The sequence below is a fragment of the Erysipelothrix piscisicarius genome (assembly GCF_003931795.1).
Classification (GTDB): Bacteria; Bacillota_I; Bacilli_A; order Erysipelotrichales; family Erysipelotrichaceae; genus Erysipelothrix; species Erysipelothrix piscisicarius.
Window position 1 is genome coordinate 133922 of sequence record NZ_CP034234.1, and the last position, 21054, is coordinate 154975.

Here is a 21054-nt window from a genome sequence, read left to right on the forward strand (position 1 = left end):
CAATGTTTCATGCGTCCCGTTAAACTCCTAAAGAGATTCAACAACACAATCAAAACAGAACAGATACTTGTAATTACCCATAGATATTCCATTTGCATTCCCTCCACTCGATTAACTCCATTCTACCATGTATGTAAAAGTAAAAACAAACAGAATCAATCTGTTTGTTTTTACTCATTATTGTTTATTTACGACGTTTCTTATAACCTTTGAACACAAAGAGACTCCCTATTCCAATCGCGAGATAAGGTGTCTTTAACGATGCAATTCCAGTATTAGGAAGGGTCGTATTGGGTTTCTCGGATTCTTTGGGTGTATCTTTCGGTGTTTCCTTAGGCTCTTCTTCGTAAGGTTTATAAGGATTGTCTTCTGGGGTTAAAATCCCAGTATGAACCGCAACTTTTAAGGGTTCGATGGCTGGATGACCATTGATTGCCACTGCAAATGAATTCCATGCCGTAAGGCTTGGTGAATCTTCCAAGATGCGAGCTACCACATCAGGATTGGTAATTTGTGATTGGAATGTAAATTCGAAATCTTGAAGTTCAGAAAGGTGTTGTTGATCTTTTAATTCAATCTTAAAACTTTGAACTGTGCTCCAGTCTGTGATATCTGATGCCAACATCCAGTTTGGTTCCTCTGTGTTTTGATCTACAATCACATCAAATCCTTCCGTTGTAAGGACATCATTTAAATCCTGACGACTTGGATTCGATGTCGTACTATAGAACACATTAAACAACGATTCATCGACGCCAATCGGTCCACTTAGACTTACATCAAATTCACTGTTACGCTGCGTAAAGTCTGTGATTCCGCGATCACCAATATTTGGCAAAATATCCATGAGTACAAATTGATCAATCACTTTTCCGGTACGGTTTTTAAGTTGAATTTTGTAATCAATTTTATCGTTTAATTCAACATGGGCACGGGTATCGTAAAGTGCATCGTGTTCATTTTTGACCCACTTTTTGATTTCCAGTTGATAATCTGAAATCATTTGATAATGATTTTGGCTTTGAAGCATTTGCTTTGATTCAAAAACGGATTGCGTTGTATGACGATCGTAATCAACCATCAATGTATCTTGAATTGTAGGATTGGAGACCGCAAGGGTTTCAAAGGTCTCATTTGCTTCAAGTAATGTAAATATTTTAAAATTAAGATCTTGCAGATCGCCTGCGATATCCACATCAAAAATTTGACTGGTGGATTCATAAGGTGCAAGTTGTTTTAGATTCCACGTAATGTGGTAAACATCATGGTTCCCACGACGTTGCGCAAGTCGCTCAATCGATTGAATGTTTCCTTGTGGATTGAGATCTTTAAACTGCACACTCTTCGGAACATAAATAATTGAATGAACGTTATCCTTTACTGCACCAACAGATGATGGCTCATTTACTATTTGAACCTTGAGTTTATTCGATCCCTTATAAATTTGACCTTTATATTGATCTAGTAATTCAATACTGTTGGTTACTGTTGGATGATATGCTTCATGATTTTCAGTGACATTTGCCCAACGCGGAGCAGCAAGGAAGTGAAATCCTTCGAACCACGCATTGACACGCCCATCTGGGAAGGTAATGGTGTAATCATTTTCGGCATTGTCTTTAAAATCATAAAGTTCACGAACTAAAGCCGTACTGCTTCCATAACGAAATGCCGTTTCAATATCCATCTCATTTTTTAATTCCGTAATGTTTTCCTTCGCATCTTCACGCCATGTGTCTTTGATGGCAAATGTATAAGTAGGCATACGAGAAAGTCCATTGTTTTCTTGTGGAAGGGGTTCATCAATCATCATTCCTGGAACAGTGGTCTCAAAATCGTATTGAATATGCGCAATCTGAGTTGTTTCAGGTAAATTCTTTTGTTTTAAGATTTCTTCGCGGGTAATAATTTGATCATGGCTTAGATCTTTAAATGTTGCGATGATTTGTTTTTGATCATCATAGACATGAGCATGAAGGATTGGTTGTTCATGCAGTGGTGTGGCATCCCCATAGTCCGTTGTTGGTCGATAATCAAAGCGTCCGGGCGCTAAATGATTCTAAGCGTAAATGTTTATTAATATAGTAGTTCCACTTGTACTCAACATAACGATCGTCTGCCCCATGTTCCAAAGCTGTCATTTGATGGGGCGTAGGTTAATGTTGCCCAAGGGTATACAGTTGGGCGCTTATTCAGTGCTTCAAAATCCGTTGAGTGTTTACCAAATGGATCAATCGGGCTAAAGTGTCCGGGAACATACCAATTCCCATCTACCTCAGGTGTTTCACTTTCAGATGGATATAATGTGGTTTCCGCATACCCTTGATCGTCCAGGGTCACATCATCCACATTTATAAATTCAAGTCGTGACGTCACACCGACACCTGACACTGGTTCATCTAACGATCCCGGTTTCTCTTGATAATTTACCTTTAGATTTTCATAAAATAATGTTGTTTCGTTTTGATCTTGTTCTTGGTATGAAGGTGCATCAAAATACCACGTTAACGTACGTGTATCCAGATCGACTAAATCTGGAGAGGGTCCTTCAATCATGCCTTTGTATTCTAAAGATTCATGATACGTTTCTTGAATCTTAATTTGCGTTCCCGCTTTGATATAAAGTTGTCCTTGTGGTTGACGATCAATTTGTGCTTTGGTAACCCACACACTTTCCATGCCTGGGCTAAGTCCTAAAGAACCCTGATACTTCTGATTCTTTAATCCTTCATATGCTTTCGTTATCTTTAAAGGACTGCTCGCTTGCACTTGTGTCTTTAAATTAAGGGTTGGGTTGGTCCGTTGATCCGTTGAGACCTTAATCTCAAACGATACATTTTCCGTCGTTTTGGTTGTACCATTGGGTACGCTAAAAATTAAGGGAACTTCAAGGTATGTACCTGATTCAAAGACTTCTCGTGTTATTTCAAGTCCAGTGTTGGTAGCACTGACGTGATATAAATCACCCAACGCATTCTTAATAGAGGTTATGTCCATTTCCACAAAATCTTGCATGAATACCTCAATTTTTAGATTTGTAAATGTTGTGTGAGCTCCTGTTGCCTTAAGTTTCAATTCAATACTGTTTTTTTCACCACTATTGAACGTGTCATAGGTCATGCTTGCATGACTTTCAAGGTTAAACGCCTCAAAATTAGCGCTTAACGGAACTATGGATAGAAGTAATAAAAAGCTGGATAATGCAATCATCAATTTCTTTTTCATCATCACACTCCTTTGTTTCATCATTATATAAGGTGTCATGAAAACGAGACATTCTAGATTTACAATCGCATTGTATTTTTTGGATTTTAGCCTCCCAAACAGAGTTATAAGACGCTGTATTCTCAACCTTACTTAGGTTGTAAATTATGATTTTCATGCATATTAAGGGTTTGGTGGCATGTGTATAATGCTTCTAAAATCATCACATATTGATTTTGCGTTGGGTAATCATCCACCAAGATGATTTGGGGGTATTCTGATCGCACAGCATTTCCAACAATGATATCGTAAGCATCATGTTGGATTTCGCAAGCACTACAACATGTCACAATAAAATCTGTTGTATTTAATTGAAATCTTCCAAACAAATCACTTTGAAGATACCTTGCATGATGTTCACCCAAATCTGAGAAAAATAGAATTGATATTTTTCTGGGGATGAGTTCAAGCATCTCTGGACAATTCATAATGGTCCAATACAATAGATCATTTAAATATAGTTTGGGATCAAGTTGAACCACCGGTTCCACAGATTCGATCGCACCTAAAAAATGACTTTTGAGCCAGGGTCTTTCCTTATCAAGCCCATTCATAAATTCTGCAATCCGATCGATAAACAACGATGTTTTAAACGGGTAAAGCATATAATTATTGAGCAATGTTTGATGCGTCGTTGTAATAAACGCTTGGGTTGATGGTGATAAATTCTTCTGTGTCGCTTCCATAACATGGTTCAGAATTTTCTGTGTATATGGCTCTATAATGCTTGGATTTAATACTGGTGTATGATAATACATCACTTCTGAGAGACTTTGAATACAGATATGCGCATCAAATTCTCGATAGTCTTTAAAGATGGGTTCAAAACATGCATCTTGGATGGATGTTTTTTCCATTAGACAGAGATTACTGTGATAACCTTGACGTTCTCTTAACTCTGATACCGCAAATAAGGTCACACTAAAAACAAGGGTTAATCGATCGTAGTAAATACCTCTTGCCTGAAAGATGTGTTGAATCATGGCCGTACAGGCTTCCGTATTCATTTTTAAGATTGAGTCAAGATGTTCCGATCCATACAATTCCAAAACCATACATGTTACAAATTTACGAATATAATGTTCTTGATCTGAAACAATGCTTACAGGAGCAAAACCATTGCGTTGAATTTGAATTCCATTGGATTTAAAGGATGCGTTTATCGCACGAAGTGACCGATAAAACGTGGATTCACTGATAAAAAATTGTTCCATTCGGAGTTCATTGGATGTATTAGGATGTAAGAAAATATCCACAAATAATGAAATCGAAGTCGCCCTTAACAAAAATGTTCGTAAGATTTTGTCGTTAAGTTTTTGATTGTACTGATCAACGTAGTATCGTCCATGTAGATTTTGAATTTTCAGTTCCGGTTCCCATTCTTGGGCAATTTGGTCTAAATAATTATAAATTGTTTTTTCCGAACAACCGCATTGTTTGGATAACTCCGCAATCGAAGCTTGCGGCCTATCATCACTGTTTAAGTATGTAATAACACGATAATGATTTCTATCTGTCGTATTAAGTAATGTCCACATATTCCCCTCCACAATCATATCGTTACAATTATACCTTCAAAACACATCATTATTTTAATGATATGCCCCCCTAAAACGCAGTTCATATTCCACACAAACTTCAAAGTGCTTATAAATCACTTTTATGGTATTTGTGCTATAATACGATTAATAATGGGAAGTAGTTCTTTGAAACAACTTGTAAGTTATAAAACACAACGTTTGTTGCTGATAATGGAAGCTTTAACCTATTCGAAGTCGATTTATATCTCCGAGATTCAAAACATAAATCAATGCAGCCGTACTACCATATACGATGATATTGATTTTTTAATTAATGAATGGGGATCTTATCTTGAACTAACAACCGATAAGACTCAGCTCTCGATGCGTAATTATGCGATGTGTGATTTAATTGATTTTAAGACCGACTTACTCCAGTCTGAGTTTTCCATTAACCTACTTATTCATATTTTTTTAAATCCTTACTGTACCTTATACGATCTTGTAGATTCGCTTCAATATAGCGAATCCTATATTCGCAAACAAATATCAGAAATCAATATGTATCTTACGGTCTACAACAGTCAAATTTTCTATGATCCGAAAACGCGAAAATATGCACTGATTACCTATAATTCATTTACATTTTGTTTTCTCATAGCGGAAATATTAATTCTTATGGATATGCCTGATGTGCTGCCAAAGATTGAAATCTTTATTGATGCGAAATTTTGGAATCAGTTTAACGAAGCGGATATTTTCTTATCCGCTCATTCCACCGAAATACTCCAATGTGCACTTAATGTCTGTAACCTTCGCATCAACCAGAAATTTTACTCTATGGAACGTCTCAGTCATGATTATCAAACTGCCAAAGAAATGTTGATTCTTTCAAATTTTCTCGATGAAACACGAGAATACTTTGATGCCCATATTACAAAATTTTTAAAAGAAAATGGATTTATTTTAAGCAAACTAAAACTGAAAGAGTTGTTGGATTTATATACGATTATTGTCATTAAAGCGTATCTTTTCCCTGAAAAAATTGATCGATTCTCCAATCGCTTTGATTTATTTTATCAGAAGTTTAAAAGAAACAATCCCTATTTCGCAGGCATCTTTGAACAATACCTCGATAATTTCCAAATCAAGTTTAAAATTAATGTTCGTGAGTATGCTGGTGAAATCATGTTTGAACTTTATTCTCACGTCCATGATTTACGAAAATATCCAATATTAAAAATTGGAATCTATAGTGATTTGGGGATTAATCACAACCAATCTTTACTCCTAGGAATTCGTAAACACTTTACCGTTCAAAACTTACAAATCTATAATCCCTATGATCATTACGATATTGTCGTTACAACATCAACCGCCCATGTCAGTCAATTTCATAATTTTGATGAATTGATTACAGTTTCTGACTTGCTCGGACAATATGATTTTATGGAAATCTATAATGCGATTTATCGAAAAATTGATCTTGTTGCACCATAAAAAAGACTGATTAGAATGGAGTAGTAAACTAAAAGTAGACAAGTAAAAAAGACTTGTCTACTTTTAGTTTACTACTCCACCCTAATTTGTGTATCTTTTTCGACACTTACATTCCCTAACGTGATGCAATGCTTTTCTTACGAATGAAAAGCCCAATTACAATAAAAACAATTCCAATCTGACTTAAAATCAGTCGTATGCCCGTTGGTGGCAGTAACGTCTCTTGATGATCTTCAGTACGCACCGCTTTCACAGGCTTCTTTGAATCAACCTTAACCGCTTCGGTTTTTTTATCCACAACCACCACATCGTCGTGCTGTTGGTTGGGGCTATCTGGTTCTGTTTCATTTGGAATGTCTATCTCTTCAGACGGTTTGTCTCCAGGTTTCGCAATCACTGCTTCGTCCACCTTCTGATATTGAAGCGTTATCGGTTCCATCTCAACTTCAAATGTTTTCGGTAACAACGCGACATCAAACAATGACTGATAGCCTGCACGATTGAGATCATTCCAATCAATCACATCATGATGATCTCCTTCAATGACATCCGATTGAGCGAGTTCTTTTCCAGACACATCAACATAATGGATTGTCAGTGATACTTTAAGCGGATCTAATGAAACGTAATGGATGGATTCATCATTAAACATAAGTTCTGAGGCTCCATACATTGTGGATGCATAGCCACGAATGCTTGGTAGAAGGACCGCTTGCGAAGATCCAATGGATCCTGATAACCTAATCGGATCACTGAGTTCCACTCCAGTCTTTGAAGAAATAAATCGAACTTCTCGTGTGAGTGTTTGAAGTATTTCAAAATTAAAAATTAAATGTGAACCTTTAAAGGGTCCAGACTCAACATTCAATACGGCGCGATATTGCCCAGGAATTTGGCTAATGGATTGATCAATATAAATTCCCTTGTCATCCACATGATCATCAAGCACTAAATCCGAAATATACGCCGAATCATTTCCTTCTACTTTATAGAGTTTAAAATTTGTTGTTTCATTATGCTTTACTAATTTTTGATAAAGGTTATCTGAAGAAAGATGCACCAAATCCCCTTGTGAAATCCCTTGTTCAAAATTATATGTTTTTTGTTGGTCTCGAACCTTATAATTTATGAGGTTATCTTGGAGTAATTCATACTCCTCATCCGTTAGGTTTGTGATTTCATTAAGCATTAGATTCACATCCTTTAATTTTGGACCCTCAAAAAGATTTTCAGGTAGCGTCTCGCTCTTCAATCCATATACATTAAACTCCTTAAGCACATCGCGATTTGGAATGTTTGTAGGCCCCTTAACAAATGAATTTCCAACTGCGAGATTTGTAAGTCGGGGCAGACGCGTCAGTGACTTTGGCAATTCGAATTTTGGACTATCCGATCCCGTTAACTGAACACTAAAATCTTCAAGCAAAGGAATTTCATCAAATCGGTCTGGAATGGGTCCCAACATTTGCTTATACCCTTGAACATTCAGTCTAACCAACTTCGGTAATGTAAATACCGCTTCCGGGAACGTCTCCAACTTAGCGGATTTGCCCGCAGCATTGAGATTAATGTATGTAATATTACTGAAGTGTTCGATACCCTTCAATGATTCGATTGATGCCGCTTGTTCAGCTGTTGGGGAAATACGTGTAACACGATTAATCGCAGTAGCGGTTAACGGCGTCGATTCATCTTTAATCATCGCTTCTTTTACCACATTTTTTCTTAATGTGGGGTCTTCAATCAGATCTTCTACAGTCATGCCAATAATTGACACAGAGGGATCAAGGGCTTCAATCGCCTTGAACTGAGTTATTGATAATACAACACCTAAAAATACAATCGTTATGAACTTTTTCATAGCGCCTCCTTATATGTGTATTCGTTAGAATGCATCAATACTCCAACGACTTGATTATAGCCCATAATAAAAAGGTTGCACCTCTTATGCATACGTGCATATCCCAAAAGCAATAAACGCTTGTATTAAAAAAATAAAAAACCCTTCACTTACTTAGAGTAAAGGGTTCAATATCATTTTTGGGGAATTATTTTAATCCCCCCGTGATCTTTAGCATACTAAATTTGGTTAATCATCCAAGGACGGTTCATTTCTTCCTTCGAGAATGGATACGGTGAGTTCTTATCTGCAAGCACTTTATAACCAAGAAGCGCTACAACTACAAATGAAACAAAGAGCATTACTCCGATTCCTAAAGCCCAATCCAATCCACTAAATAAACTATTTGTAACGCCATAGTAGATAAAGTAAATTCAAATTGGAACATGTCCAAGTAATAACGCAAAGTTACCCGGTGCATAGAAACTCTTCAACATCTTCGCAACTCCCACATGAACAGGAACTTGTGTTAATCCAACAAGAACTCCTCCAAGGCCAAACCAAATATGATTTGGGAAAAATACAGGAAGGAGATAAAAGATATATGATGTAATCATATTCCCAATCATCACAGAGTTTTGATTTTGTGGATATCGTTCTGGATTTTCACTCTTCATTTTCTCTACATTAAGAAGTATTGGCATTCCCCCTGGGAATCCAAACTCTTCAAATTGATGAACAGTCATTGTAATAAAGTTCATTAACAAGAGTCTTTGAACGACTGTAATATCGTTCCAAATAAAGAATAATGTTATTGCGGCAACCAGCCAAAAAAACAATCCGACTGAGTCCCAATTTCTTCTTAAAAATTTCATTTTATGATTTGCCTTTCTTTAGTTTATTTTAGAATTACACTACTTCTGATTTTCTGTTAGCTCTTCAATTAAACTTGACACTTTCTTTTTAAATGCAGGAACAGGAATCATTGTTTCCACCTCTGCAAGTGTCTTATGCTTAAATTGCTTAATTACAGGGCGTTCAAGTAACGAACCTAAATGTTTTGTAGCAATTTCAAGACCTTCTTCATTGGTAAGCACTTCTTCGAGCGTACTGTTTTCATTAAATTTTGTCATCATTATCTCCTTTGATTTGCTTCTTTATTTTGTGGCCAATTTGATCCCTTCATAAAACTCCATCGCTAAATGCAAGGAATGACCGCTAACAATATCGTCTGGAACACCTGCTGGCCAATAGACAGCCATTTGACAATGCGAAACTTTCATCGGCTTGTCTAAATCAAACGCGAGTTTTTTCCACATATTGTCTAAAATTTTAAAGGAGGTTTTTATGGATAAACGATTCTTAGAAAATAAAAGAGTTCGAAAAAATATTGAAGAGGCTCTATTTGTTTTACTTAAACGAAAAAAGTTTTCGGAAATAACCGTATCAGATATTGTGAATGAAGCAAATGTAGCACGTGCTTCTTATTATAGAAATTTCGAAAATAAAGAAGCCGTCATTGAATCTTATATGGAGCGACAACGCCAAGAAGTCACGGAAAAAATTCACTTCACGGATCGTATTGACGATCTATTTATTCACGAAAAGCTAACAACAAGTCTTGAACATTACTTAAAGCAGAAGCATTATATTCTATCTCTTTATGAAAATGGATTCGGGACCCTAATCTTAGAAGAATTAAATCGATTTGTCGAAGACATTTTAGGTGACATGCCAAGTCATTCTGTAGAACGTTATAGTCTCTATTTTTTATCGGGAGCAATGTTTAACATGACCATTCAATGGTTAAAAAATGGCGCTCTTGAATCCGCGCATGAAATGTCTACGGTATATATTGAATTTTTAAATGGTCTTCATTTAAAAGTTATTCATCCTGAAAGCAATTAAGGAAATTGGGAGTGTCTCGATTGCTTATTATGATCATTTTTTCAAATACACGCATTAAAAAAATCAGTTTATTTGCTCCGCAGTGAAAAGGGAACAGTCTAAACTGATTTTTTATTATAGGTTATAAAATTGTTCTGCTTGTTCTACAAACAGTCGAGTGTACATTGCATAATTTTCAAAGAAATCACCGACATCTGTACCGTTATGTTCTTGGAAAATTGCCCAATTCATCCAATAGAATCCTGTAACCGCAAAAGTTCCGATAAAATGATGTTTGTCCGCTGCACACATTGTTCCACCTGCATATTGATCAAGAACCTTTAGAATCGTTGGGTAATCATACGGTGAACAAACAATAAAGGTCGCAAGATCAACAGCTGGATCAGCACCCATTGCGAACTCCCAGTCTATTAAATAAAAATTATCATCTTGGAAAAGAATATTAGTCGTGTAAATATCATTGTGACAAAGCGTCTTTGCATAACCTTCGCGTGAAACACACTCATAAATGCGCTCTACGCGTTCACTTAAATCATCATAATCCGAGAAATGGGAACGACCAACATCACCAATTTCTTGCTTAAAGTCTTTAATTTTTTGAAATAAATCAAACTCCCATTCGCCTTGAATGTTTGCATCATGAAGGTAACGTACTTTCTCAATCGCAACCTTAACATCTGCTTCGCTCATATAATCAAAATAGCGCGCATTTTCAATATAATTCGATATCTTCCAGCCCTCAGTTTGATCCATAAATACAAGACTGTTATCTAAGCCGAGTTCTTTCGCTTTCAATTGAGCATAGAACTCACTTTTTCGATTTATATAGGCGTCGGTTTCAACACCGGGTTCTCGATAAACATATTTAATACCATCGACTTCAAAGGTATATGAATGGTTGGTTAGCCCACCAAATAGAGGGGTGAAATTTAATATTGCGTCAAAGTCACATTTTAGAGTTTTCGCAATGTTTTGCATGTAATTCGTGATGATTTCTGCCATCTGTAACGCTCCTGTTACTTAGTCTCTTTATTATATAATAAACTTTACATAAAAGAACGCTTTTAGGCATGAATTAAGCAATATATGTACTGATTCGATACAAATCCTCTACTCTGATAATTCGATGGAACTAGACCGATACAACGCACTCACATTAGGACATTCTATCGTTTCAATCAGTCCATCATTATTCAAATCATAAAATACTGTTTGTCGTTTAAATATATCTATTGTTTACAAACATTCTTACTTAAAAACATTACATCCAAATGCGAAATGAAACTATAATAAACTTAGAATTTTGATAATAATAATCGGTAGTATTATGAAAAACACGCTCCATATAATTTGGAGAAAGAAGGATATCCATATATATGTCATAACACAAAAATCCACACCAAGATTATTAAAGGACTTTACAAGAATATTAGCTTTTGACTCTATATAGATAAGGTTGAAAACAGATAAAATACTAAGAGCCATATACAAAGAAATAAATGGCGTAGTTTGTATGCTCTCCACACTATTTGATATCATGATTATTCCAATTAAAATCCAACGTGCTATTTTTATGTGTGGCATCATGACAAAAATGGTACTCGTTATTTTAGTGTGTGAATCAACTGCATGTGAAATTTCATGTACTCCCTTAATGTACTTGGACCCCGCGAGTTTTCGGTTCTCAATATAAATCTTATTCTGGAGATATGAGTATGAAAAAGTCTTACTATCGGTTTCTATCATAAAGCTTGGACCCTGATATTTATCAATAAAACCACTCAAAATTTCATAAATATCATATTTTTCCACATATTTAAAGTTTATACTCTTTTCAAGAATTATTGAAATTATTTCTAGTCCTATAATCATTGAGAAAAGAACAACTATAACGCTATACATGATTATCTTTTTCACACTCTGTAATAAAGCTTGAAAAATAGAAAAAAATAATTAACGAAGGTAACGTAATGATAGAGTCTACCTTCATGAGAATACCAACTTTGATGTAATAATATCCAAAAAAAATAATGCATGCAAACAGTTCAAGTAAATTTTGGAATGAATACTTTATTTCAAATATCTTCAAATATTTTAATGGCACAAACTTAAATCCATTCAGTCCTTTAGTAACAACAATTATTGAGATTCCTAGAAAAATATAGTACTTCATATCAACCCCACTAAATTGATACAAGAATAAATATAAACATGTATAAAAGATGGTTATCATTTTATATCAACTTAACCGTAAAAATACTGTAGATGATTGCGATAGTGAGAATAAACAAGATTATTTTTTTCATTTTAAACTTCTTTCTATTCTGAGTCTAATGTAACGACAATGTTGTCTAACAATTTTTATTATTACTTTTTATTAAACTTTACGAATTGATTTTTACAATATTTTGAACACAAAAAAAGCATAAAATCGATAATACTAATTTTATGCGTCTCCTCCCCCAAAAAATTATTTGAACAGTGTATACATCCTTCACTGTATAACTAATTATTTCTTATAGGATAAAAATATCACATTCAATAGATTTGTTCAATTCCTTTTACTAAGTAAATTCAATAGATTATAAATACTCATGATGTTTGATTTGATTTCCTAGTTGCTACTCGATCGATACAACGCACTCACATCAGGACATTCAATCGTTTCAATCAGTCCACCACTTTTCAAATCGTAGACATACTGTGTGTAGTTTGGCTTGGATTCAAAGTTCCCAAATAGAACAAGATTTTCTTTACTCGAATCATATCAATACTGAGACCAATAATGATACTGTGCGGTATCACTTATTGGCTCAAGTTTAAGATCCCGACGCTCCATAGTATTTAAATCAATCATTCGAAGTTCGTGACGCTCACTTTTAATGTAGAGCTTGTTATTGATGATAGAATTTTGTACATCACTTGTGAAGGATGGTCCAAATCGCTTAAAATCTGAGATCGACTCAACATTCAAATCCTTATCAATTACAAGAAGCCGGTCTTCTATTGAGCCAATACTATCTGGGATTGGGACATTATCCGCTATATACAAATAAAGATATAGTTTTTCTGAATCCGTGATGAGTTGTGAGGTATAGTGGCTTGATTCCAATGTTTCAGACATCTTCTCAATCATTTTATTTTCAATATTATATCTGTAGAGCTTTCGTTTAATTCCACGTTCAGAATGTTTTTGATTATGGTTATTTTCCGTAAGTACATAAACATCAGAACCAATCACTACAAGAGAAGTTGCTTGTTCATCCTCAATATCGAAAAGTTTCTCGTTGTTCTTATATATTGATGTCAAATAATTTGTAGGTTCCGATCTAAAGCCTTGGTTATCAATGAAATACAAATTTTCTTCATAAAGATATACCTGTGAATCAATCGCATTCAAAGAGGGTTCGAAGTTGTATACTTTTTCGTCTTGGTTCGATAATTTTCCCTTTATAAATTTATCGGATGATATCAGATAGTAAAAATTATTATCAATTTTTAATTTATAAAAATTTCCGCGATATTTTTTCGAGCCTAGAACATGCCCACTCTTATCGAGAAACTTAAACTCCGTGTGATTCAATAAGTTTAGAAATTCTGGTGATTTTGCGCTATGAAAAGTATCGTTCCCTAATACTATTGTTTTAGTATCTTTAAGTGCATTTGTGGAAGGTGTTGAAGAACAGCCTGCAATAAGTAATATCATTAGAATACAGTAAGATAATTTTTTCATGGTATCTAGTACCGTGTTCTTTCAAAATAACTACTATTTAAGATATCTTTTAGTGCAACGAACTTTCCACCATTTGAGTCAACATCGTAACCTGGCCATTGGTACGCACACCAAACTAACTGCGAGCAATTCACAACGCCATCCCAACATTTTTTATTATTTATACTACTGTTATAGGGTAAATTCACTAAACGTTCGGCTCCTATAAGTGCACCTCTTTTTGCATCTATTGAACCGACAAATTCTAAATATGAATCATATAAATTGACAACAAGACCGATTTCTTTTCGACTTGTTTTTCGTGAAAGTTTACCACCACCAGGCGCTTCTATAATTGTGTCAGAATCTCCAAAAAAACCAACATGACCATGACTCCAACCTGAACTCACAGCTTGAATAAAATATGCATTACCAAGTGAAGCGGGCGGCAACAAATAACCCGACTTAGCACTGGGAGTGGATCGTTTCGTTCTTGCGATTTGTGATTGATTTCCCAGTGCTCCTGAATCAATAACTTACTCATAAAACTCATCAACCATCGCTTCTAGTTCCAAATTATTTTCAAGTGCTGCATCAATCAGATGATGCTCCATTTCTTCCGCAGAGGTGCCCATAACAGTCGATAATTTTTGAATCTTTCCCACTGTATCATTATCATAATTTGCTCCTGTTACCTGTTTAAACGCTACCATCATAATACAAATAAGAACAAATAAACTCGTAATTCTCATAACTTTCATAATAATCCCCCCTTTTGATAAAAAAATAGTAGCAAACCTACAATTGATTTTCAAGAGCTTCCTTTTCCGCTTAATCAAAGTTCATCTTACGGTCGTAATGTTTAAAATTAAAACCCCAATACGCGACGATACTCGATAATATTTCAATTATAGTTTCTCATCTAGAACTATTGTTCTTTAACCAAATCAATCTTATTTGAAATCTTATAAAAAAAAACATCATAATTTAATATGATGGCATATTGAAGCTCGATGATCCTATTTATCCAAGTTAAACTACAATGGTTCACTAAACCAATAAGCAAATAAAAACAACCTCTTTACCTTCGGTAAGTAAAAAGGAACTGACCTAGTTCCCAGTCTTAGTATCTATTTTTTCTTTAAGACTGTATAATTGCACATCATGTTTTTCAAAAAGTTCTATTAATACGATTAAATCTTTCATACTTCTTGTTAGTCGATCTAAATTATGGATTACAACCTTACCAATTAATCCATCTTGAATATCTTGTAACAGCATATTCATTTCTCTACGTTTTAAATCTTTAGCTGAAAAACCATCATCAATATACTTGACTACCTCTTCCGTAAATTCATCCGAAAAAGCATTAATATATTAGTCTATCCGTCTTTCTTGTTCTCTTAAATTATATCCGTTTTCTGCCTGATCGTCAGAACTAACTCTACAATATACAGCCACACATCTTTTTTTATTTATCATTATGATTTCCTACTCCTTCTATTACAAGTAGGAGCGCCCCACACAACTAGCTAGTAGAGTAATCATATCAGACTTTGTAAAAGTCTATCGTTTTTTGTTGAATACAGAAAATACAAAACGCACCCTTAAAGGGGACTTCCCTTAGGAATTTTCCTGAACAGTCCTAAAACGAGCGAACACAGCGACTCCACAATTGGCAGTCGTTGTGTTTTTTTATGTTACAATCACTTGCTATTAAAGCCCTTTAGAGTGATATACAGACTACCAAAAGAATATGGAGGACAGAATTATGTTTCCAACTCAAAAACAAATAGAGAGCGTCAAAAAACGCTACCCGAAAGGGAGTCGTGAGGAACTCATCAAGATGAATGACACAAATGCCCCAACGAAGGCACACAAGGCACAGTAACAGGCTTTGATGAAATTTTGTGCGATGGGACAACGGTTCAACACTGAACGCCATTTACGGCGAGGATGTGGTGCGCATTATTGGAGGTGAACAAAAATGATAGATAAACATAAGATTTTAAAAATTGCAAAGAAACATATCGTACAGTTGCCAGAACGCGGTGACCTGAAGGCTCATAACACCGACCGTGAAGACTCCGGTTTGGTGTTTGGAAGACGCCCTCATCGCCGCCTACGAGCAGTGTAGGAAGGACTGTCAGAGGGAACAAAAATCATAACTTGCAAACAATCTTTACTCATGTGTTTTCTAACCAACAAATAAAAGACCTGCGACAGTCAGAATTGGTTATCACAGGTCTGTTCTTATTTTCGTTTAGTTTATAAAATTCATTAATATATGCCCTGATATCTTCAATCATGTTGATATCGTTTAAATAAGGGACTGTTCTAAGATGTATCAACGATGCAGACGACATGAGAATATCTTGACTAAACCGTTCTCTAATATTGTCACTTTCTTTAAACTCGGGAAAAACCGATTCGACAAAGTTATTTTGATTTTTAAAAATATGACTTTCATTGATTGATTTAACATTGTGTTTCATTTCCACCATCATATTTCCTTCTAGTATTGAAGAAGATGGTTTAATCCACTCCAGAAATGTTGAACGTGACAACTCGTTCTTGATTTCAGTAATTCTAGATTCATCAGCTAAAACTGAATAAATAATTGGTTCTATTTCCAGTTCTTTAGGTTTGAAAGGATTACTTTTCAACCTGCCTCTACCAGTACGTGAGTCATAGTATAAATGCAAGGTTGGATAAAACTTGTATCCAAAATACAAATTCACTAGCAAAAGCACAACCTAAGATGTTTACAGCTACCTAAAGAGTTGCTTTTTTCAAGTTGTTTACTCTGTCGTGCTTGATTGCATTGTAAATCTTGGTTAAATTCTTTGAATCCTGCTTAAATTCTAATGGAATAAGAGTCAGTCTTTCCTCGTCATCAAAAAAGAAATACTAAAAATTCAAATAGAGAACCTTTTCTGATAACTGATAATTATTATCGATATACTTAAAGGCATCACCAATTAAGTTATTGCTACTAGTATCAGAATTGTCCCACAGGTAAATCTCTTTCATTACGGATTCAAATTCAACATTTGCTCCCAACATTAGACTAGATCAATCTACTGAGTACACTTGAAGATTATCTTCGCTAAAATGAATGCTATCTCTCATGGACAATAATTCGTTTTCAAGTCCCTGTTATATCTGCCAAAACATCTTAGCTTTTTTCAATAATTCTGCTTTTTCGATTTCATCACTATTCATTGTCTACGCCTTCCTTGGTAACCCACTTTGTTGTTATTTTTGATACCTGTGCACGCAACCGTACTGCTGACTCGAAAGTTGATACCAATTCTGGTAAAACATCCTCTAATCCAAATTGCTGTAATACGATACGATTATAATTTAACCAGTCTTTATCATGCAGCTGATTTAATATACTTGGAACTTGTTTATGAGATATTTTTTCCCATTCATTAATTATTATTTTTTTAGATTTTTCATCTAACAAACTATGATTCAACATGATGCTGTCTAATATGCCATCTTTAGTTGTATCTAGCACCCCTAGACCTCTTCCAAACCCTGTGGCTAATCATAAATTGACCAAAATAACTATTTAGCAACGCATGCAGCAACTGTTTGTCTACATTATCGTCATCTATGACCTTAAACACCGTGAGTCTTTGGTTAACGATTATATTGTCGGATAGCATTGACCAAAACAATCTTTGATCAGGGTTCAACGAAGTTACAAAATCCCCATATACAGGTTCTGGATACTGATACCAAACATTCAATTGCATTTGTGATTGTGTTTTTGGTTGATTTTCAAATCTATTTATATAGTTGTAAGCTCCAGAAGAGATTTTATTTAATTCTTCCTTCGTTTTTCTAACGAAGAAAACCTTAGCATCAGCACGAGCATAAAAACCGTTTACGGATGTAGGAGTCTTTAATAACTCTCTGGTATACTGTGGCTCAATATTATAAGATGAATCAGGATCATAAAAGAAACCGTCATTTGTTGACTTTACACCTCTTTTACCTTCGAAAATATTTTTCATAGGTACTGTTTTAGGTAAAATTTTCTTGAACCAAGACATATCATTAAATAATACGTTTAATGACAATCCGTTTTGTATGAAAGAGTTAATCTCAGATTGAGTATAATTTTCAGCACTAAGATTATCATCTATAGTACCTATGAGAATTGAATCTGAAATATTCTCTATTTCTTTTGAGGATAAAGAATTCAGTTCTTTATTTATTTTTATAAATTGAACATTATTATTATTAGATTCTGATTTGCTCAATATGATAATCGTAGTAACTACATCAGCATTTTGGAACCATCTTCCCTGACCAGAAATAATAATTTTCTTTACTTCAAACAATTTAAATAATGTCTGGATATAGTTTTTTTTCTTTTTGGTTTTTAACCATGAATTTGATGTGATTACAGCAGCCACACCCGAATCCTTTAATATTCTTTCTATGGCTATAATTCCAAACTCGTACCAATCATTCTTTAAGTTGAGAATAGGTATATTTTTAAGTTTTAAATATTCATTAATTTCTTTCATTCTGTCTTTTTCTGCTTCATCAATCCGTTCGCTTCTTATAAAAGGGAGATTTGAAACCACAAAATCAAACGCTGGAACATTCACATTGACAGTTTCGCCGTCATCAGGATTGACTATCTTTACACTTTTTAATGACGATAAACTAAGTAAGTCCTTTTGAAATATAACATTGGGTAAATTTAGACTCTCTTTGGACGACATCGAGATATTAGCAACTTGAAGAGGCATCTTGTATTTATCGGCTGCCCAAACTTGATTGTGTGCCTTTTTAATTCCTTTGGCATTCTCATATAGTGACATTGCAACATTAACAATCGTACCCGAACCAACACAAGGATCAATGAAATAGGAATTTAAATTTGAAACAGATGATTTAACCAGCAAAGAAGCGAGTTTCTTAGGTGTTGTATATAGTCCCATTAATTCTCGTTTAGAGACTTCGACTATACTTTCTAAAGTTGTCTGAAATTCTTTTTGGTCTATATTGTTAAATTGTTTTTTCTCTAAAAATGAAGCATACTCCCTTATAACTAATTGGGCATTATCGGACAAAATAACATCTTGATTATCGCAGTGCAAAATTGTATAGAAATCTGAAGTCTTAGTAGCTAAATTGAATTGTTTAGCAATTTCATCAAACGAACGACTCTCGTCAAGTAAATAATTTAGAGCGTCATTGACAACATTATGCCTATCCTTAATAAAATTGCTGAAGGTAATTCTATTTATCCAATTAATTAATATATTTTTTGAGTAAATTTTAGTTTTTTCTTTTAAACTAACATTGGTTCCTTTTTTAGAACTAAACTCTAGCAATTCTGTTTCAAACCACCTTTTGATAAAAACTTCTAGTGTCCTATCTCCTAGTCCTAAATAAAAGTCAGCTAATTCATCTGAAAATTTTTCAGCAATATCTTCAGCTATACTTTCTGCTGAAGCTAAAACAGGAACAGTGGTAATAACTTGTTCAATAAACAAACTATTAAGATGTACAATCACATTAAGAAGAAGTTTTTGCCATTTTTCTCGATGTTGAATTACTTCTTCACGCGTACGATTATCAAATAAATCATTCCATGCCTTACTTTCAACCCATTTTCCATCTTGTTCTCGGTAATAAACAATTACTTGCTTAAAATTCCACAAAACAAAGGCATTCGTTTTGAGTCTATTTGCCTTGTCGACAGCATTGCTATAAAGTTCGGGTCATTAATGACTGTATCAGGCATTTTCAATTCCCAACCCAAAGCAACTTTATTCTGTCTTTTATCCACATAATATAATACATCAGGAAACAGTGTATTAGCACGTTGGTCAAAGGTCCCCGAACGGCTTAATGATTGTTCTCCCGATGCTTCTTTGAAAACAAAATCATTCTTAGCAAAAATACGTTGTGATTCCTTGATTAAGTCTATTGCTTCACTTCGTTCATTAGCTTTTAATTGTGGCATTATCATCACACTCCTCAAAAATGTTTTGTTTAATAATTAAAGCTTTTTCTTCATCAGATAAATTATTATACGCTGTTTTAATCCTTGCTTTAGAGGTGTTAATATAGTCAATGTCCTTATTTTTAAATAACTTAGAATGTTCATTCTTTTCTATTCCAATAAAATTTCTCCCCTCTTCAATAGCTGCAACAAGGAATGAGCCACTACCCGATGTATTGTCTAAGACTACATCCCCTGGATCGGAATACGTTCTGATAAGATAACGCCCTAACTCAACAGGCTTTTGAGTTGGATGAATTACTTCACCTTCGGACTCCGCCGTTTTAAAATAAACAATATCAACCGGATATCTTTTACCATCACTTTTAACGTGAATCGGCTGAAAATCGCCATAAGACCCAGTTAATTGGTTCTTCCTAATACCTTTATCATAGGCCTCTCCATCTCTCATTTGTGGATTATATGTTGGCTGCTTTCTGTAAAAAACCAAAATTTCTTCAAACTTTCTAAGGGGCTGTTTTTTAGCATTTAGAAAATTAGTAGCTTTTGATTTTTCCCAAATAATCTTATACTTATATTCTTTAGGATTAGACAGCATCAATTGTGCTGAAAATAATCCTGATGCAGTAAATACCATTGCTCCATTAATTTTTACAATACGATGATACTCATTCCACAATTCATCCAATGGAATTAAGCTATCCCATTTATTTTGGGTTGTTCCATATGGCAAATCTACTAAAAGCATGTCAACAGAAGAATCGGGAATCTTCTTCATTACTTCAAGTGTGTCACCTTCAGTTATTGAATTAATAAATCTATTTTTCATATGCTTTTTCCTTCACGATTATATATCTTTATGATTTTTACTATTGAATATATGAAACAATGTCTCCAAAGTCACAATCAAGTTCATCACAAATCTTCATTAAAACGGCAAGACTCACAATTTGATCTTGTCGCATTTTTGTCATTGTATTAGGTGCTACATTAATTGCTTTACGCAAGTCTGCAGCACTCATTTTTTTATCTATGAGCAGTTTCCATAACTTGTCATAAGAAAGTCCCATATTATAAGCCTCCATTACTTTTAAGTTCTTATATTATAACATCCGTGGCTCATTTTCTCTACATAGATTCGCAACATCTTACGAATTAGAGCTTGACCACCGTGTCAATCAAGAAAAGTTCAATAGTACGGCGCACCGGATTGTGGAGCACTTTCCAAATTCATATATCGAGATTACCCCAAGTGGAACAGGTTTGCGGATAATCATTCTTGCTTCAACCAAAATAGTCTTCAATCCAGCCA

23 protein-coding genes are annotated in these 21054 nt (G+C 34.6%); 3 read left to right on the plus strand and 20 right to left on the minus strand.

From position 1 onward, the window contains the following. Positions 1-184: 184 nt before the first annotated feature. The 3 genes from EEI45_RS08780 to EEI45_RS00620 all read right to left on the minus strand — a co-directional run bounded on the left by EEI45_RS08780 (position 185) and on the right by EEI45_RS00620 (position 4802). A complete protein-coding gene (locus EEI45_RS08780; RefSeq protein ID WP_228410410.1) occupies positions 185-1810 on the minus strand; it encodes a hypothetical protein in 1626 nt (541 codons plus the stop codon). Positions 1811-2100: 290 nt separating this feature from the next. Further along, on the minus strand, positions 2101-3225 hold the full coding sequence (locus tag EEI45_RS08785) for a hypothetical protein (RefSeq protein WP_228410411.1): 1125 nt from the start codon (positions 3223-3225) through the stop codon (positions 2101-2103). 128 nt (positions 3226-3353) lie between these two features. Beyond that, on the minus strand, positions 3354-4802 hold the full coding sequence (locus EEI45_RS00620) for a helix-turn-helix domain-containing protein (RefSeq protein ID WP_125163734.1): 1449 nt from the start codon (positions 4800-4802) through the stop codon (positions 3354-3356). A 168-nt stretch (positions 4803-4970) separates the two neighbouring features. Here EEI45_RS00620 and EEI45_RS00625 point away from each other — a divergent pair, with 168 nt between their 5' ends. Then, positions 4971-6284, plus strand: coding sequence for a helix-turn-helix domain-containing protein (locus EEI45_RS00625; protein ID WP_125163735.1), 1314 nt, complete (start codon positions 4971-4973; stop codon positions 6282-6284). A gap of 115 nt (positions 6285-6399) precedes the next feature. On the opposite strand, the gene EEI45_RS00630 is transcribed toward EEI45_RS00625, so the two are convergent. The 5 genes from EEI45_RS00630 to EEI45_RS09855 all read right to left on the minus strand — a co-directional run bounded on the left by EEI45_RS00630 (position 6400) and on the right by EEI45_RS09855 (position 9407). Continuing rightward, positions 6400-8145 carry a MucBP domain-containing protein gene (locus EEI45_RS00630; RefSeq protein WP_125163736.1) on the minus strand — a complete coding sequence of 582 codons (1746 nt, stop codon included), beginning with the start codon at positions 8143-8145 and terminating at the stop codon, positions 6400-6402. 218 nt (positions 8146-8363) lie between these two features. Further along, positions 8364-8513: a hypothetical protein gene (locus EEI45_RS08510; protein WP_164503741.1), complete on the minus strand. Its 150-nt coding sequence runs from the start codon at positions 8511-8513 to the stop codon at positions 8364-8366. Between the two features lie 45 nt (positions 8514-8558). Next, positions 8559-8999 (minus strand): HXXEE domain-containing protein, encoded by a 441-nt coding sequence (locus EEI45_RS00635; RefSeq protein WP_125163737.1) that lies wholly within the window; start codon positions 8997-8999, stop codon positions 8559-8561. A gap of 39 nt (positions 9000-9038) precedes the next feature. Beyond that, the gene (locus EEI45_RS00640; RefSeq protein WP_125163738.1) at positions 9039-9257 is read right to left on the minus strand and encodes a hypothetical protein; all 219 of its coding nucleotides are present in this window, start codon (positions 9255-9257) and stop codon (positions 9039-9041) included. Positions 9258-9281: 24 nt separating this feature from the next. Next, positions 9282-9407 carry a hypothetical protein gene (locus EEI45_RS09855; RefSeq protein WP_267128130.1) on the minus strand — a complete coding sequence of 42 codons (126 nt, stop codon included), beginning with the start codon at positions 9405-9407 and terminating at the stop codon, positions 9282-9284. 64 nt (positions 9408-9471) lie between these two features. On the opposite strand from EEI45_RS09855, the gene EEI45_RS00645 reads away from it, so the two are divergent. Further along, entirely contained in the window at positions 9472-10032 is a 561-nt protein-coding gene (locus EEI45_RS00645) for a TetR/AcrR family transcriptional regulator (protein ID WP_125163739.1), read from the plus strand. A 114-nt stretch (positions 10033-10146) separates the two neighbouring features. Here the strand turns inward: EEI45_RS00645 and EEI45_RS00650 are convergent, their stop codons facing one another. From EEI45_RS00650 to EEI45_RS10050, 6 genes are all read right to left on the minus strand, one after another. Next, positions 10147-11034 (minus strand): choline kinase family protein, encoded by an 888-nt coding sequence (locus tag EEI45_RS00650; RefSeq protein ID WP_125163740.1) that lies wholly within the window; start codon positions 11032-11034, stop codon positions 10147-10149. A gap of 892 nt (positions 11035-11926) precedes the next feature. Then, positions 11927-12205 carry a hypothetical protein gene (locus EEI45_RS00660; RefSeq protein ID WP_125163742.1) on the minus strand — a complete coding sequence of 93 codons (279 nt, stop codon included), beginning with the start codon at positions 12203-12205 and terminating at the stop codon, positions 11927-11929. A 594-nt stretch (positions 12206-12799) separates the two neighbouring features. Further along, positions 12800-13738: a hypothetical protein gene (locus EEI45_RS00665; protein ID WP_228410412.1), complete on the minus strand. Its 939-nt coding sequence runs from the start codon at positions 13736-13738 to the stop codon at positions 12800-12802. A 32-nt stretch (positions 13739-13770) separates the two neighbouring features. Continuing rightward, on the minus strand, positions 13771-14196 hold the full coding sequence (locus EEI45_RS00670; protein WP_125163743.1) for a hypothetical protein: 426 nt from the start codon (positions 14194-14196) through the stop codon (positions 13771-13773). 84 nt (positions 14197-14280) lie between these two features. Further along, a complete protein-coding gene (locus tag EEI45_RS00675; RefSeq protein WP_125163744.1) occupies positions 14281-14505 on the minus strand; it encodes a hypothetical protein in 225 nt (74 codons plus the stop codon). Between the two features lie 349 nt (positions 14506-14854). Continuing rightward, positions 14855-15118: a recombinase family protein gene (locus EEI45_RS10050; protein WP_125164892.1), complete on the minus strand. Its 264-nt coding sequence runs from the start codon at positions 15116-15118 to the stop codon at positions 14855-14857. 536 nt (positions 15119-15654) lie between these two features. On the opposite strand from EEI45_RS10050, the gene EEI45_RS08790 reads away from it, so the two are divergent. Then, a complete protein-coding gene (locus EEI45_RS08790) occupies positions 15655-15735 on the plus strand; it encodes a DUF4314 domain-containing protein (RefSeq protein ID WP_228410553.1) in 81 nt (26 codons plus the stop codon). 195 nt (positions 15736-15930) lie between these two features. Here EEI45_RS08790 and EEI45_RS00695 read toward each other — a convergent pair whose 3' ends face one another. The 6 genes from EEI45_RS00695 to EEI45_RS00720 all read right to left on the minus strand — a co-directional run bounded on the left by EEI45_RS00695 (position 15931) and on the right by EEI45_RS00720 (position 20812). Next, entirely contained in the window at positions 15931-16410 is a 480-nt protein-coding gene (locus EEI45_RS00695) for a hypothetical protein (protein ID WP_125163745.1), read from the minus strand. A gap of 551 nt (positions 16411-16961) precedes the next feature. Beyond that, positions 16962-17270, minus strand: a complete 309-nt coding sequence (locus EEI45_RS00700) for a hypothetical protein (RefSeq protein ID WP_125163746.1) — start codon at positions 17268-17270, stop codon at positions 16962-16964. Continuing rightward, complete coding sequence (locus EEI45_RS00705) at positions 17254-19437, minus strand: N-6 DNA methylase (RefSeq protein WP_125163747.1); 2184 nt, start codon at positions 19435-19437, stop codon at positions 17254-17256. Before EEI45_RS00705 ends, EEI45_RS00700 begins: the two co-directional genes overlap by 17 nt. Further along, on the minus strand, positions 19416-19742 hold the full coding sequence (locus tag EEI45_RS00710) for a hypothetical protein (protein WP_164503742.1): 327 nt from the start codon (positions 19740-19742) through the stop codon (positions 19416-19418). The genes EEI45_RS00705 and EEI45_RS00710 overlap by 22 nt, the downstream gene beginning before the upstream one ends. Next, positions 19723-20571 carry a DNA-methyltransferase gene (locus EEI45_RS00715; protein WP_125163749.1) on the minus strand — a complete coding sequence of 283 codons (849 nt, stop codon included), beginning with the start codon at positions 20569-20571 and terminating at the stop codon, positions 19723-19725. The genes EEI45_RS00710 and EEI45_RS00715 overlap by 20 nt, the downstream gene beginning before the upstream one ends. Positions 20572-20611: 40 nt before the next feature. Beyond that, on the minus strand, positions 20612-20812 hold the full coding sequence (locus tag EEI45_RS00720) for a helix-turn-helix domain-containing protein (protein ID WP_125163750.1): 201 nt from the start codon (positions 20810-20812) through the stop codon (positions 20612-20614). Positions 20813-21054: the final 242 nt, after the last annotated feature.

Bases quoted from the DNA above. Each gene is read 5' to 3' on its own strand.
- EEI45_RS08780 (WP_228410410.1), bottom strand. From the start codon at position 1,810: ATGATTGATGAACCCCTTCCACAAGAAAACAATGGACTTTCTCGTATG.
- EEI45_RS08785 (WP_228410411.1), bottom strand. From the start codon at position 3,225: ATGAAAAAGAAATTGATGATTGCATTATCCAGCTTTTTATTACTTCTA.
- EEI45_RS00620 (WP_125163734.1), bottom strand. From the start codon at position 4,802: ATGTGGACATTACTTAATACGACAGATAGAAATCATTATCGTGTTATT.
- EEI45_RS00630 (WP_125163736.1), bottom strand. From the start codon at position 8,145: ATGAAAAAGTTCATAACGATTGTATTTTTAGGTGTTGTATTATCAATA.
- EEI45_RS00635 (WP_125163737.1), bottom strand. From the start codon at position 8,999: ATGAAATTTTTAAGAAGAAATTGGGACTCAGTCGGATTGTTTTTTTGG.
- EEI45_RS00640 (WP_125163738.1), bottom strand. From the start codon at position 9,257: ATGACAAAATTTAATGAAAACAGTACGCTCGAAGAAGTGCTTACCAAT.
- EEI45_RS09855 (WP_267128130.1), bottom strand. From the start codon at position 9,407: ATGAAAGTTTCGCATTGTCAAATGGCTGTCTATTGGCCAGCAGGTGTT.
- EEI45_RS00645 (WP_125163739.1), top strand. From the start codon at position 9,472: ATGGATAAACGATTCTTAGAAAATAAAAGAGTTCGAAAAAATATTGAA.
- EEI45_RS00650 (WP_125163740.1), bottom strand. From the start codon at position 11,034: ATGGCAGAAATCATCACGAATTACATGCAAAACATTGCGAAAACTCTA.
- EEI45_RS00660 (WP_125163742.1), bottom strand. From the start codon at position 12,205: ATGAAGTACTATATTTTTCTAGGAATCTCAATAATTGTTGTTACTAAA.
- EEI45_RS00665 (WP_228410412.1), bottom strand. From the start codon at position 13,738: ATGATATTACTTATTGCAGGCTGTTCTTCAACACCTTCCACAAATGCA.
- EEI45_RS00675 (WP_125163744.1), bottom strand. From the start codon at position 14,505: ATGAAAGTTATGAGAATTACGAGTTTATTTGTTCTTATTTGTATTATG.
- EEI45_RS00710 (WP_164503742.1), bottom strand. From the start codon at position 19,742: ATGCCACAATTAAAAGCTAATGAACGAAGTGAAGCAATAGACTTAATC.
- EEI45_RS00715 (WP_125163749.1), bottom strand. From the start codon at position 20,571: ATGAAAAATAGATTTATTAATTCAATAACTGAAGGTGACACACTTGAA.
- EEI45_RS00720 (WP_125163750.1), bottom strand. From the start codon at position 20,812: ATGGGACTTTCTTATGACAAGTTATGGAAACTGCTCATAGATAAAAAA.